Consider the following 12,203-nt stretch of genomic DNA (forward strand, 5'->3'; position numbering starts at 1 on the left):
TTCGAGGATGAAGGAGGCACATCCAACCACCCGCTCTACTTTTGACGAGCGACGGCCACTCACGACTTCACCACTTCCAGCAAGGTAATAGGCAGCGCCGCACGCCAGGTGTCGAAGGCGCCCAGCGGCTGGGCCTGGGCCACCTGCAGGCGGGTCAGGTCACCACCGTGGCGTTCGCGAAAGGCCACCAGGGCGGCTTCGGTCTGCAGGGTCACGGCATTGGCGACCAGGCGACCGCCGGGTTTCAAGGCGGCCCAGCAGCTGTCCAGCACGCCCGGCGCGGTAAGCCCACCGCCGATGAAGATGGCGTCTGGGGTCGCCAGGCCGGCCAGGGCCTCCGGGGCCTGGCCGGCGACCAGTTGCAGGGCCGGGGCGCCGAGCTGGTCACGGTTGTGGAGGATATGGGCCTGGCGACCGGCGTCGACCTCGATGGCCAGCACCCGGCAGCGGGGATGGCTGCGCGCCCATTCGATGCCGATGGAGCCGCAGCCGGCGCCCACATCCCACAGCAGTTCGCCGGGACGCGGCGCCAGACGCGCCAGGGTCACGGCGCGCACGTCGCGCTTGGTCAACTGGCCGTCGTGGCGATAGGCGCTGTCCGGCAGACCGGGGGTGAGCGGCAGTCCCGCTTCACCGGTCTCGCTCAGGACCTCGATGGCGACCAGATTGAGCGCCGCCGCCTCTGCCAGCGACCAGGCCTCGGCGCGGCCGGCGATGCGTCGCTCCAGCGGACCGCCCAGATGCTCCAGCACCTGCAGCTGGCTGGCGCCAAAGCCCTGGTCCACCAGCAGGGCGGCCAGGGCGGCGGGACTGTGGCCGTCATTGCTCAGTACCAGCAGGCGTGCGCCCGGATGCAGGTGGCGCACCACCCCGGCCAGGGGCCGGGCCACCACCGATAGCAACGCGACCTCCTGCAGGGGCCAGCCCAGGCGCGCAGCGGCCAGGGAGTAGGAAGAGGGCGCCGGCAGCACCTGCAGTTCGTCGGCCGACAGCTGGCGTGCCAGGCTCGCGCCGACGCCGAACAGCATGGGATCGCCACTGGCCAGCACGCAGACCGGGGTGCCGCGGCGGTCCAGCGCCGGGGCCAGGGCGAAGGGCTGTGGCCAGGGCTCGCGGACGGCGCGGATGCAGGGTGGCAGCAGCGCCAGCTGGCGCGGACCGCCGATGACGACCTGCGCTTCCAGCAGGGCGCGGCGGGCCTGCTTGCCGAGGCCGGGGTAGCCGTCTTCGCCGATACCCACCACGGTCAGCCAGGGGATCATGAACACACCTCATCGAACGTCAGCCGACCGGGCGTTTTCAAGGGGTCGGGGTCGGGTGGCCCCGGAGTCATTATCTGACCCGGGGCCCCCTAAGAACCGTGCTTGCGACTTTCGCAGCACACGGCTCAAGCTTACGAAAAACCAGCCATAGGCTGGCCGGCAACTGTGACGTGCGATCCTAACATCATAGACCGCTATATCTCAGGGTTACCTGTTGCCGCTGGCTATGCACCAGCGAGTGGCAGTTGGGGTGTATGAGCACGCGATTTTTCAGGGTGTCCTTGCCGCCGTCCACCCGTCGAATGACGTGATGGTCGTCCCAGCCAGTTTCCTTATTTACCGCGTGACCACATAAGGCGCAGAGTCCTTTCTGCCGCTGGAAGAGATACAGGATTTGTTTTCTGAAATGCAGTTTGTGCTGCATTCGTCGAACTCTTAGTTTTTCCCATTTCTCCTCGTGTTTCGCATCGTATGGATGGTACCCACCCGATAGCCGCGGTTGTCGCCTTATCTCAGTGTCCGCTAGCTGGTATAGCTGGCAGAACTTGCGTTCACCCTTCTTACCTCTGTAGGGATGCGCAAAAACCCAATTTCGCTTGCCTATGGAGTGGAAGTATCTATTCCGACACCAATTAGCTTGCTTCTTCGGATGGCGGCGCTTTGCCCACCTTCGCAGCAGCCAGACGATCAAGCTGTCTAACCGGCTGAAGGCTTTCTTTGCCACGGCTGGAGAGTGGTATTGAGCCCACCCTTTCAGCACCGGATTCAGGCGTCCGATTAGCTCTTCCTGAGTCAATGCCCCGCTGGTTTTTACTATTTCTCTAACCTTGCGATAGAACGTTGAGATGTTCTTTTTCGAAGGCTTGATGAATAGCTTGGTCCGGCGGTAAGGCGACTTCGGGACGTACTTCCTGAAATTCCACCCTAGGAAATCGAAGCCCTGAAGGATGTGGGTTATCTGCGTTTTCTCTTCGGACAAGCTCACCCCTCGTACTGACAGGAATTGCTCGACCCAAGGTATGACCTCGTCAGTCAACAGCTCTTTGGTAGCCGCTGTGATGATGAAGTCGTCCGCGTATCGCACCACATGCACTCTGGGCGTATCGGCGTCGGTACCCGCTAGCTTTCTGGCCAGATGGCCTTTGAGCTGCATCTCCAAGCCGTTAAGGGTGGCGTTGGCCAAACACGGCGAAATAATCCCGCCTTGTGGCGTCCCGGCCTCCGTAGCCATGAAGTGTCGCCGGTCAATTACCCCGGCCTTCAACCACAGCCGCAGTACCTTTTTGTCCATAGGGACGTTCTGGCACAGCCACTCGTGATTGATGTTGTCGAAGAACCCCTTGATGTCACCTTCCAGAACCCACACAGGTGAGTCGTCTCTCGACATTAACTGAAAGATTTCAACCATCGCATCAGCGGTCGAGCGATCCGGCCGGAAGCCGAAACTTTTCGGGTCGCTGGTGCTTTCGATGACGGGTTCCAGGGCGGACAGGTAGAGCGCTTGCATGGCCCGATCAAACATCGTCGGTATGCCTAGCGGGCGCTTTTCCTTCTTCCCTGGCTTCGGTATCCAAACCCTCTTTAGCGGTTTGGGTCGATAGCCTCGTATCTCCGATAGACGCTTCGCGGCGCGGAGCTTGGCTGGAGGCGTCCCCCAGGTTTCTCCATCAACGCCCGGAGTCTTGCGACCCCGGTTTTCAGTCACCCGTCTTACAGCCAGACAGCGGCCATAAAACGAATGGGTCAGTAACCGTTGCAGGCGTTTAACCCTACGCCAGTCACCGGCCATTGTTGCCTGCGCAATCTTCAACTGCGTTTTCCGAACGGAGATCTGGATCTTGGCCCAATCGAGATCGTGCCAGCCCTTCACACCGTCAGGAGACGCAGACGAAACCGATGTTGCTGGTTGCGTATTCATACAGTCCTCCTCAGGTCAGTAACCTTCGGGACGGACTTCTCCCCCTAGGGGTTGAAGTCACCCCTAGGGTCGTTTCGCTGGAAATCAGCACTAGATCATGCGCCCGTAAACCAGGTGCACGTCAGCCAGGGTTGCCCCTGTCGATGATGTTTCAATCGATATGCCGCCCATTACAGACAGCCATTCGCTTTTTGCACCCTCCCATTCCCCACACCCAACAGCTTTCCTTGCGGATTGCCTGCCTTCCGATGTTGCTGGTTAGGCGGGTGGTCGGGATTGCCACGTTCCCCGATGTGCATCGATTCCCCGGTTAGGTTCCGTCTCTCCCCCGACAGTCGTAGTGGTACCGCGTCGTTAGCTTTGACAACGAGCGCCAGACTGCTTTGCCGATTTTGGCCAGGGCCTATTAACTGCCGTAGGCCCAGTTATGCTTACGAGGGGTCTAACAACGGTTCACATGCGTTAACCATACGGGTTGGGTCACTAGCCCTAAGCTTCCGTGCAGTTCGGAAGCTTCACGAAGCTGTTGCCAGTCAGGCGTGTCCCTTGCGGGATAGGACATTGTCCACCGGGCTTCACACCTCAGGGTTGGCCCCCGACGCATGCCGATGTAGTGAACTGGCAGGTACATGCCAGGCTCGGTGCTTCCTATGTAAGCGAAGTTGAGCAATGCACAGCGGAGCGGTTGCTCCGTGCTTGGACGAGATACCCTAGCGTCTCACGACGTTGGCATGGGCCAAATGAGACCAAGGCATCCCAGAGATGGATTGACCCCTTGCGGGGTCAAATCACCCGCAGGGAGTCTTGTTACATTTAGATACAATTTCCTTGGCGGAAACTGCTCTCTGTTACGTCTGATTGATCAATTTATAGCCAAAAATGGCCAAATTGAGACGTACTTACCCTGGCAAGCAGGGATCGCATTGTCCCCACAAGTGGGTCGAATCAGGCGCGGCAGAGCCGGCTCTCGTGCTTTATTTAGGCTTCAAACCCCTGTAGAACAAGGGTTTCGGCGCCAAGACTAAGCTGGTCGACCAAGCACAACACGAGCATACGTGTCGCACCAAAGCGGGCATAATAACGTCTTTCCCCGTTCAGCCCGACCTTCCGCCGTGAATCCTCCGTCTCCTTCCGCCCTCGTCCCGCGGCCTTCGGCCTGTCCGGGCCTGCTGCGCATCGTGCCCGCGCGCGATGGTGGCCTGTGCCGGGTGAAGTTGCCGGGCGGGCGACTCACGGCAGGCCAGGCGCGGGCCATCGCCGCCGCCAGCCAGCGCTGGGCGAACGGGGTACTGGAGCTGACCAACAGAGCCAACCTGCAACTGCGTGGCGTGCGCCCGGATGGCGCCGACGCCCTGGTGGCCGCGCTGCAGGCCGTCGGTCTGGGTCCGGCCGATCCGGCCGCCGACGACGTGCGCAATCTGCTGCTCAGCCCGGCGGCGGGGCGTGACCCGCAGCAGTTGCAGGATGTTCGTCCCCTGGCCGCCGAGTTGCTCGCCCTGCTGGAGGGCGACCGCCGGCTGCATGGCCTGTCGCCCAAGTTCGCCCTGCAACTGGACGGCGGCGAAGCCCTGGCTCGGCTCGATCATCCCCACGATGTCTGGCTGTCGGCTCGCGCCGAGGGCTATGTCCTTGGCCTTACCGGTACCCCGCTGGACAGGCCGGTTGGGCTGATCGCCCCGGGCCAGGAGGTGGCGACCGTCGCACGGTTGCTGCATCGCTTTCTCGACCTGGCCGGTCCTGAGCAGGGCCGCCTGCGCCAGCTGCTGGCGCAGCGTCCGGTCGCCGAACTGCTGGCGGGGTTGGATCTGCTGCCGGTTCCGCGCAGCCCACGCGCGGCGGCCGCAACCGCGCTGCGCCTGGGCAGCCATCCCCAGCTTCAGCCGGGTCACTGCTGGATCGGCGCCCAGCCCGCCCTGGGCCGCCTGCCGGCAACGAGCCTGGCCGCCGTCGCCGACCTGGCCGAGCACCTCGGCAACGGCGACCTGCACCTGACCCCCTGGCAGGGCCTGCTGCTGCCCGATGTGCCGGTCGACCAGGCCCAGGCGCTGCTCACGGCCTTGACCACCCTGGACCTGACCACCGACCCTGCCGCACCCCTGGCCCGGCTGATCGCCTGTACCGGCAGCCAGGGCTGCGCCAAGGGCCAAGCCGACACCAAGGGCGATGCCCTGCGCCTGGCCGAGCGGCTGCCGGCAGGCGTGGAGGTACACCTCTCCGGCTGCCCGCGCAGTTGCGCCCTGGCCGGTCAGGCGCCCCATACCCTCTTGGCGGTGGCCCCCGGTAGCTATGACCTCTTCGTGCGCGACGCCACCCAGCCCGGTCCGGGCCGGCGGCGCGCCACCCACCTTTCTCTCGACGAGGCCGCCGCCTGGCTGGCCCGGAGTCCTAGTGATGCTTGAATACGAACGCGACGGCCAGGCGATCTATCGCCAATCCTTCGCCACCATCCGCGCCGAAGCCGATCTCTCGGCCATCCCCGCCGACCTGGAAAAGCTCGCCGTGCGGGTGATACACGCCTGCGGCATGGTCGACGTGGTCCAGGACCTGGCCTTTTCCCCGGGTGCCGGCGCGGCCGGTCGCGCGGCCCTGGCGGCCGGCGCGCCCATCCTCTGCGATGCGCGCATGGTCGCCGAGGGCGTTACCCGCACTCGCTTGCCGGCCAACAATCAGGTGATCTGCACCCTGCACGACGAGGGTATCCGCGAGCTGGCCGTGGCCCAGGGCAACACCCGCTCCGCGGTGGCCCTGGAGCGCTGGCGGCCGCACCTGGCCGGCAGCGTGGTGGTGATCGGCAACGCCCCCACGGCGCTGTTCTATCTGCTGGAGATGCTCGACGCCGGGGCGCCCAGGCCGGCGCTGATCCTCGGCATGCCGGTGGGCTTTGTCGGCGCCATGGAGTCCAAGGACGCCCTGGCCGCCGACAGTCGCGGCGTGCCCTACGTCATCGTCCGCGGCCGGCGGGGCGGCAGTGCCATGGCCGCCGCGGCGGTCAACGCCCTGGCCACGGAGGTGGAGTGATGGCCGGCCGCCTGCTCGGCCTGGGCGTCGGCCCCGGCGATCCGGAACTCATCACCCTGAAGGCCCTGCGCCTCCTGCAGGGCGCGCCGGTAGTGGCCTATTTCGTCGCCAAGGCCAAGGCCAACGCGGGCCAGGGCGGCAATGCCTATGGCGTGATCGAGGGCTATCTGCTGGACGGCCAGCAGCGCCTGCCGCTGGTCTATCCGGTGACCACCGAGAAGCTGGCGCCGCCGCTGTCCTACGAGACGGTGATCGCCGACTTCTACGACACCGCCGCCGCCCAGGTGGCTGACCATCTGGACGCCGGCCGCGACGTGGCGGTGATCTGCGAGGGCGATCCCTTCTTCTACGGCTCCTACATGTACCTGCACGACCGCTTGGCCGAGCGCTACGAAGCCCAGGTGGTGCCGGGGGTCTGCTCCATGCTCGGCGGTGTCGCCATGCTCGGTCTGCCGCTGGTCTATCGCAACCAGACCCTCACTGTGCTCTCCGGGGTGCTCTCCGCCGAGGAACTCAAGGCGCGCCTCGCCAGCGCCGACGCCGCCGTGGTGATGAAGCTCGGGCGCAATTTCGAGAAGGTGCGCCAGGTCTTGCGCGAGCTCGGCCTGGACGAGCGTGCCCGCTACATCGAGCGCGCCACCATGGACAACCAGCGCATCGTCGCGCTGGACGAGGTCGATCCCATGGCCTCGCCGTATTTCTCGCTGGTGGTGGTACCGGGGGTGAAATGGAAGGGTTGAGCCCGGCCATCGTCATCCTCGGCCCCGGCGCCCTGGCCACCGCCCTCCGCCTGCAGGACGGCCTGCCGGGCAGCCTGGTGCATGGCCTGGCCGGGCGGGTCGAGGGCGATGTCAGCTACAACGCCTTCGGCGACCACCTGCGTGACCTCTATCGCCAGCAGCGGCCCTTGGTGGTGCTCTGCGCCGCCGGCATCGTCATCCGTAGCCTGGCGTCCTTGCTGGATGACAAGACCGCCGAGCCGCCGGTCCTGGCGGTGGCCGAAGACGGCAGCGCCGTGGTGCCGCTGCTGGGCGGCCTGGCCGGTGCCAATCGCCTGGCCCGTCAGCTGGGCACGTTGCTGGCGGTGGCCCCGGCCATCACCACCAGTGGCGAACTGAGATTCGGCACCTGCCTGCTCGATCCACCGGCCGGCTATGCCCTGGCCGACGTCGACGTGGCCAAGCACCGGGTGGCCGATCTGCTGGCCGGCGCTCCGGTACGCATCGAGGGCGAGGCGCCCTGGCTGGATGAGGTGCCCCTGGCCCGTGACCCTGCTGCGCACCAGCGCATCCTGGTCTCGCCGCTGGCCAGTGCCGACGACCACACCCTGCTCATCCATCCCCGCGCCGTGCTGGTGGCGGTACGCGCCGATGCCACCGCTGCCGCCGTCACCGAACTGCTTGCCAGCACCGGCTATGCGCCAGGTGCCGTGGCGGTGTTGCTGGCGCGGGCGGAAGACATGGCCGCGCCCGGCCTGGCCGAGCTGAGCCAGGCGCTGACCGTGCCGTTGAGATTCGTCGACGCGAACACGCCGGACTTCGCCCTGACGACGGTGGAACGGGCCCAGGAGCGGGGCATCGCCCTGCACCTGCATGACCGGCCCCTGGACGCCGAGGACCTCGGCCAGCGCCGCGGACGCCTCAGCGTGGTGGGTCTCGGCCCCGGTGCGGCCGAACTCATGGCACCGGTGGTACGCCGCGCCCTGGACCAGGCCGAGGACGTCCTCGGCTACGCGACCTACGTGCAGATGGCCGGCCCCCTGCGTCCGGACCAGCTGGCCCATGCCAGCGACAATCGCGAAGAACTGCAGCGCGCCCGCCATGCCTTCGAACTGGCCGCCAGCGGGCGCCAGGTGGTGATGGTGTCGTCCGGCGATCCGGGCGTCTTCGCCATGGCCGCCGCGGTGCTGGAGGTGCTGGAGGGCGCCGCTGACCCGCGCTGGGCGGCGGTGGAGCTGGAGATCCTGCCGGGCATCACCGCGGCCATGGCCAGCGCCGCTCTGGCCGGGGCGCCGCTGGGCCACGACTTCTGCCTGATCTCCCTGTCCGACAACCTCAAGCCCTGGACGGTGATCGAGCAGCGCCTGCGCCAGGCCGCAGCAGCGGACCTGGCCATGGCCTTCTACAACCCCATCTCCAAGGCCCGCCCGCACCAGTTGGAGCGGGCGCTGGACGTCTTGCGCAGCTGCCGTCCGGCGAACACCCCGGTGATCCTTGGTCGCGACGTCGGCCGTCCGGGTGGCGGTCTCGAATACACCAGCCTCGGCGCCCTGCGCAGCGACATGGTGGATTCGCGCACCCTGGTGATCCTCGGCTCCAGCCATACCCGGCGCTTTCCGCGGGCCGACGGCGGCGAATGGGTCTATACGCCGCGCTGGTATGATCCGGAATTGTTATAAAGTAACATTTAATGCTTGAATCCTGGTCGCCGCTGGCCCACCCTCGGCGACCTTCCTGTTCCCTGGCGGGAAGCCGGTGAGAGTCCGGCGCGGTCGCGCCACTGTGAGCTTCGTAAGAAGCGAGCCAGACCTCGCCAGGGGACACCCATCATCCACAAGGGACGCGTCATCCCAAGGAGAGTCCATGCTTCGCCGTCTTTCACCGCTGCTCGCCGCCGGCCTGCTATCTGTTTCCGCCCTTAGCGCCCAGGCCGCCACGACCTATCCACTGACCATCCACAACTGCGGTCGTGAGCTGGTCTTCGAGCGCGCGCCCCAGCGGCTGGTCAGCCTTGGCCAGGCCAGCACCGAGTTGCTCTTGCGCCTGGGCGTGGGCGCGCGGCTGGTGGGCACCGGCGTCTGGTTCGGCGGCTTGCCCGCGGATCTGCAGGACGAGGGCAAGGGCATCCCGCGGCTGGCCGACAACGCGCCCAGCTTCGAAGCCGTGGTCGGGACCCGGCCGGACCTGGTGGCGGCCCAGTACACCTATCACGTCGGCCCGGGCGGCGAGGTGGCGGACTTCCCGCGCTTCGCCAAGCTGGGCATCGCCGCCTATGTGGCGCCCAGCGATTGCGAGGGCAAGGCGGTGACCGCCGATTCCAACAGCGACGGCAGCCGCAGTGCGCCCTTCGACATGCAGCTGGTGACCCGCGAGGCCCAGGAGCTGGCGGCCATTCTCGATGTGCAGCCGGCCGGCAAGCAGTTGGTCGCCGAGCTGGACCGCCGCATCGCCGCCGCCGGGGAGCAGGCCAAGGCTGCCGGGGTCCAGGGGCGTTCGGTGCTGTTCTGGTTCTCCAGCCCGCGCTTGGAAGGCGATCCCTGGGTGGCCGGCAACCTGGGCGCGCCGGCCTGGATCGCTCGCGCCCTGGGCCTGCGCAACGTGGTCGACAGCGCCGAGGAGTGGCCGGCGGTGAGCTGGGAACGCATCGCCAGTCTGGACCCTGACTATATCGTGGTGGCGCGCATGGACCGTCGTCTCTATCCCGCCGATGACGTCGACAAGAAGCTGGCCTTCCTGCGCAGCGATCCCCTGACCCGCGAATTGCGCGCGGTGCGCGAGAACCACCTGCTGGTGGTGGACGCCCCGACCCTCAATCCCTCGCTGCGGGTGGTGGACAGCGTCGAGGCCCTGGCCGCCGACCTGGCCAAGACGCAACCATGAGTCTGCCCCTGGCGGCCGAAGGCGCCCGGCCCTGGCGCTGGCTGCTGGGCCTGGCCGCGGTGCTGGCGCTGGCGGCGAGCGTGGTGCTGGCGGCGTCCTTCGGCGAGATGCCCATCGCGCCCCTGACCAGTCTGCAGGCCATCGCCAACGGCCTCGGCCTGGGGCCCTATCCGGTGGAGCGCATCGTCCAGGGCATCGTCTGGGAATACCGCCTCAGTCGCGCCCTGGTGGCCGCCTGCTGCGGCGCCGGCCTGGCGGTCTCCGGGGCCATTCTCCAGGCGCTGCTGCGCAACGCCCTGGCCGAACCCTATGTGCTGGGGCTGTCGGCCGGCGCCTCCACCGGCGCGGTGCTGGTGATGCTGCTGGGCGTCGGCGGCGGGGTGCTCGGCGTGTCCCTGGGCGCCTTTCTCGGCGCGGTGCTGGCCTTCGCCGTGGTGCTGCCCTTTCTCGGCAGCGGCGGCAGCACCCGCATCATTCTCGCCGGGGTGGCCGCCTCCCAGCTGTTCAACGCCCTGACCGCCTATATCGTCGCCACCGCGGCCAACGCCGAGCAGGCGCGCAGCGTGATGTTCTGGCTGCTCGGCAGCCTGGCCGGGGTGCGCTGGCCGGATGTCTGGCTGGCCGCCGGGGTGGTGCTCGCCGGGCTGCTGGTGTGCCTGGCCTGCGCCCGGGCGCTGGATGCCTTCGCCTTTGGCGAAGACGCCGCCGCCAGTCTCGGGGTGGCGGTGGGGCCGCTGCGCCTGCTGCTGCTGGCCGTCACCGGCCTGATCACCGCCTGCCTGGTCAGCCTGGTGGGCGCGGTGGGCTTCGTCGGCCTGGTGATCCCCCATGTGGCGCGCTTCCTGGTCGGTCCGGGGCATGGCCGACTGCTGCCCACCTGCGCCCTGATCGGCGCCCTGTTCATGGTGCTGGCCGACATCGTCGCCCGCACCCTGGTGGCCAAGCAGACGCTGCCCATCGGCGTGGTCACCGCCTTGGTCGGTGCGCCGGCCTTCGCCTTCATCCTCTATCGCGCACGGGAGGTCCGATGAGCCTCGCCGCGCGCGACGTGGCCTGGAGCGCCGGCGGCCAGCCGATCCTCGCCGGGGTGACCCTCGCGGTGCCGCGCGGCGGGGTGCTCGGACTGCTCGGCCCCAATGGTTCGGGCAAGTCCAGCCTGCTGCGCCTGCTGGCCGGGCTGCGGCGGCCAGAGGAGGGCCGGGTCAGCCTCGACGAGACGCCCCTGCAGGACCTGCGTCGTCGCGACCTGGCGCGCCGGGTGGCCCTGGTGGAGCAGCAGGCCGGTACCGAGGCCGATCTGTCGGTGGCCGAGGTGGTGCGCCTGGGCCGCACACCCCATCGGGGCCTGCTCGACGCCTGGAGCGCGCGCGATGCCGAAGTCTGCCAGCGCGCCCTGGCTCAGGTGGGACTGGTCGACAAGGCCGCCCGCCGTTGGCACAGCCTCTCGGGTGGCGAACGCCAGCGCGCCCAGATCGCCCGCGCCCTGGCCCAGGAGCCCAGCGAACTCCTGCTGGACGAACCCACCAATCACCTCGATATCCAGCACCAGCTGGAGATCCTCGACCTGGTCCGTCGCCTGCCGGCCACCTGCGTGCTGGCCATCCATGATCTCAACCTGGCCGCGCTGTTCTGCGACCGCCTGGCGGTGCTGCGCGACGGTCGCCTGGTCGCCGAAGGCGCCCCGGCCGCGGTGCTGACGGCCGAGCTGATCCAACAGGTCTGGGGCGTGAAGGCGCAGGTGACGCTGGACGGCCCCGACGGTCGGCCGACGATCCGCTATCGGCTGGGCTGACGACGCCGCACCGGGCCGGCCCGTTCTTCAATCGCCTGCCTGAGCTGCGGGCGACCACCCAGCCAGAAGACCGCTTCGGTGGCGATGAACAGCGGACCGATGGCCAGACCGGCCAGGTCGTCGAGAAAGGCCGGCTTGCGTCCCTCGTAGTGATGGCCCACGAACTGGATGGCCCAGCCGACCAGGAACAGGCCCAGGCCCCAGGCTAGCCAGATGCCTGTGGTCCGGGCTGCCAGCGCGGCGCCCAGCCAGAGCGCCAGGGCCAGCAAGGCGGTCATCAGCAGGCCCAGGGGCCGATCCAGGCGCAGATAGAAGATGGCCACTGCGGCGCCGACCAGCAGCGCGGGCGACCACGACCAGCCTGCGAGGATGAAAACCGGTCGTGACAGCAGGATGGCCACTGCCAGCACGATCAGCAGGATGCCGGGAAAGTGGCTGGCGATGTTGCGCGGATCGCGGTGGTAGCTCGCGTATTGGCTGAGATGATCTTCCAGGGTCTTCATCGGCTGGCATCCGGGCGGCTGGGCGGGAAGCCTCAGCATGCACCGGAAGCCCCTGCGCGTCTGCGAGCACTGGAAGAAATGCGATTGCGATAATCGCCCCCTCGCTCGATA

General features: G+C 67.4%; 10 protein-coding genes and 1 riboswitch. Of the genes, 7 read left to right on the forward strand and 3 right to left on the reverse strand.

All coding sequences use genetic code 11. The annotated features are described in order from the left end of the window. Positions 1–59: 59 nt before the first annotated feature. On the reverse strand, positions 60–1,262 hold the full coding sequence (gene cbiE, locus LRS53_RS10100; RefSeq protein ID WP_231355776.1) for a precorrin-6y C5,15-methyltransferase (decarboxylating) subunit CbiE: 1,203 nt from the start codon (positions 1,260–1,262) through the stop codon (positions 60–62). A 184-nt stretch (positions 1,263–1,446) separates the two neighbouring features. After that, the gene (gene ltrA, locus LRS53_RS10105; protein WP_169854463.1) at positions 1,447–3,180 is read right to left on the reverse strand and encodes a group II intron reverse transcriptase/maturase; all 1,734 of its coding nucleotides are present in this window, start codon (positions 3,178–3,180) and stop codon (positions 1,447–1,449) included. A 1,112-nt stretch (positions 3,181–4,292) separates the two neighbouring features. On the opposite strand from ltrA, the gene cobG reads away from it, so the two are divergent. The 7 genes from cobG to LRS53_RS10140 all read left to right on the forward strand — a co-directional run bounded on the left by cobG (position 4,293) and on the right by LRS53_RS10140 (position 11,589). Continuing rightward, complete coding sequence (gene cobG / locus LRS53_RS10110; RefSeq protein ID WP_331275299.1) at positions 4,293–5,579, forward strand: precorrin-3B synthase; 1,287 nt, start codon at positions 4,293–4,295, stop codon at positions 5,577–5,579. After that, positions 5,572–6,198: a precorrin-8X methylmutase gene (locus LRS53_RS10115; protein ID WP_017642945.1), complete on the forward strand. Its 627-nt coding sequence runs from the start codon at positions 5,572–5,574 to the stop codon at positions 6,196–6,198. Before cobG ends, LRS53_RS10115 begins: the two co-directional genes overlap by 8 nt. Then, complete coding sequence (locus LRS53_RS10120) at positions 6,198–6,938, forward strand: precorrin-2 C(20)-methyltransferase (protein ID WP_231355777.1); 741 nt, start codon at positions 6,198–6,200, stop codon at positions 6,936–6,938. Before LRS53_RS10115 ends, LRS53_RS10120 begins: the two co-directional genes overlap by 1 nt. Next, the gene (gene cobJ / locus LRS53_RS10125) at positions 6,926–8,596 is read left to right on the forward strand and encodes a precorrin-3B C(17)-methyltransferase (protein WP_231355778.1); all 1,671 of its coding nucleotides are present in this window, start codon (positions 6,926–6,928) and stop codon (positions 8,594–8,596) included. Before LRS53_RS10120 ends, cobJ begins: the two co-directional genes overlap by 13 nt. Before the next feature lie 6 nt (positions 8,597–8,602). Then, a riboswitch (cobalamin riboswitch) is annotated at positions 8,603–8,749 on the forward strand. Between the two features lie 31 nt (positions 8,750–8,780). Continuing rightward, positions 8,781–9,797, forward strand: coding sequence for an ABC transporter substrate-binding protein (locus LRS53_RS10130; RefSeq protein ID WP_231355779.1), 1,017 nt, complete (start codon positions 8,781–8,783; stop codon positions 9,795–9,797). Then, positions 9,794–10,828 carry a FecCD family ABC transporter permease gene (locus LRS53_RS10135; protein WP_017642949.1) on the forward strand — a complete coding sequence of 345 codons (1,035 nt, stop codon included), beginning with the start codon at positions 9,794–9,796 and terminating at the stop codon, positions 10,826–10,828. Before LRS53_RS10130 ends, LRS53_RS10135 begins: the two co-directional genes overlap by 4 nt. After that, entirely contained in the window at positions 10,825–11,589 is a 765-nt protein-coding gene (locus LRS53_RS10140; RefSeq protein WP_231355780.1) for an ABC transporter ATP-binding protein, read from the forward strand. The genes LRS53_RS10135 and LRS53_RS10140 overlap by 4 nt, the downstream gene beginning before the upstream one ends. Here the strand turns inward: LRS53_RS10140 and LRS53_RS10145 are convergent. Beyond that, positions 11,574–12,092, reverse strand: coding sequence for an Mpo1 family 2-hydroxy fatty acid dioxygenase (locus tag LRS53_RS10145; protein WP_231355781.1), 519 nt, complete (start codon positions 12,090–12,092; stop codon positions 11,574–11,576). The two genes, LRS53_RS10140 and LRS53_RS10145, sit on opposite strands and share 16 nt — an antisense overlap. Positions 12,093–12,203 lie beyond the last annotated feature (111 nt).

Source organism: Pseudomonas sp. PLB05 (genome assembly GCF_021106615.1).
Lineage (GTDB): Bacteria > Pseudomonadota > Gammaproteobacteria > Pseudomonadales > Pseudomonadaceae > Chryseomonas > Chryseomonas benzopyrenica.

Coding starts and splice junctions, on each gene's coding strand:
- LRS53_RS10140 (WP_231355780.1), top strand. CDS start 10,825: ATGAGCCTCGCCGCGCGCGACGTGGCCTGGAGCGCCGGCGGCCAGCCG.
- LRS53_RS10130 (WP_231355779.1), top strand. CDS start 8,781: ATGCTTCGCCGTCTTTCACCGCTGCTCGCCGCCGGCCTGCTATCTGTT.
- cbiE (WP_231355776.1), bottom strand. CDS start 1,262: ATGATCCCCTGGCTGACCGTGGTGGGTATCGGCGAAGACGGCTACCCC.
- cobJ (WP_231355778.1), top strand. CDS start 6,926: ATGGAAGGGTTGAGCCCGGCCATCGTCATCCTCGGCCCCGGCGCCCTG.
- ltrA (WP_169854463.1), bottom strand. CDS start 3,180: ATGAATACGCAACCAGCAACATCGGTTTCGTCTGCGTCTCCTGACGGT.
- LRS53_RS10120 (WP_231355777.1), top strand. CDS start 6,198: ATGGCCGGCCGCCTGCTCGGCCTGGGCGTCGGCCCCGGCGATCCGGAA.
- LRS53_RS10135 (WP_017642949.1), top strand. CDS start 9,794: ATGAGTCTGCCCCTGGCGGCCGAAGGCGCCCGGCCCTGGCGCTGGCTG.
- LRS53_RS10145 (WP_231355781.1), bottom strand. CDS start 12,092: ATGAAGACCCTGGAAGATCATCTCAGCCAATACGCGAGCTACCACCGC.
- LRS53_RS10115 (WP_017642945.1), top strand. CDS start 5,572: ATGCTTGAATACGAACGCGACGGCCAGGCGATCTATCGCCAATCCTTC.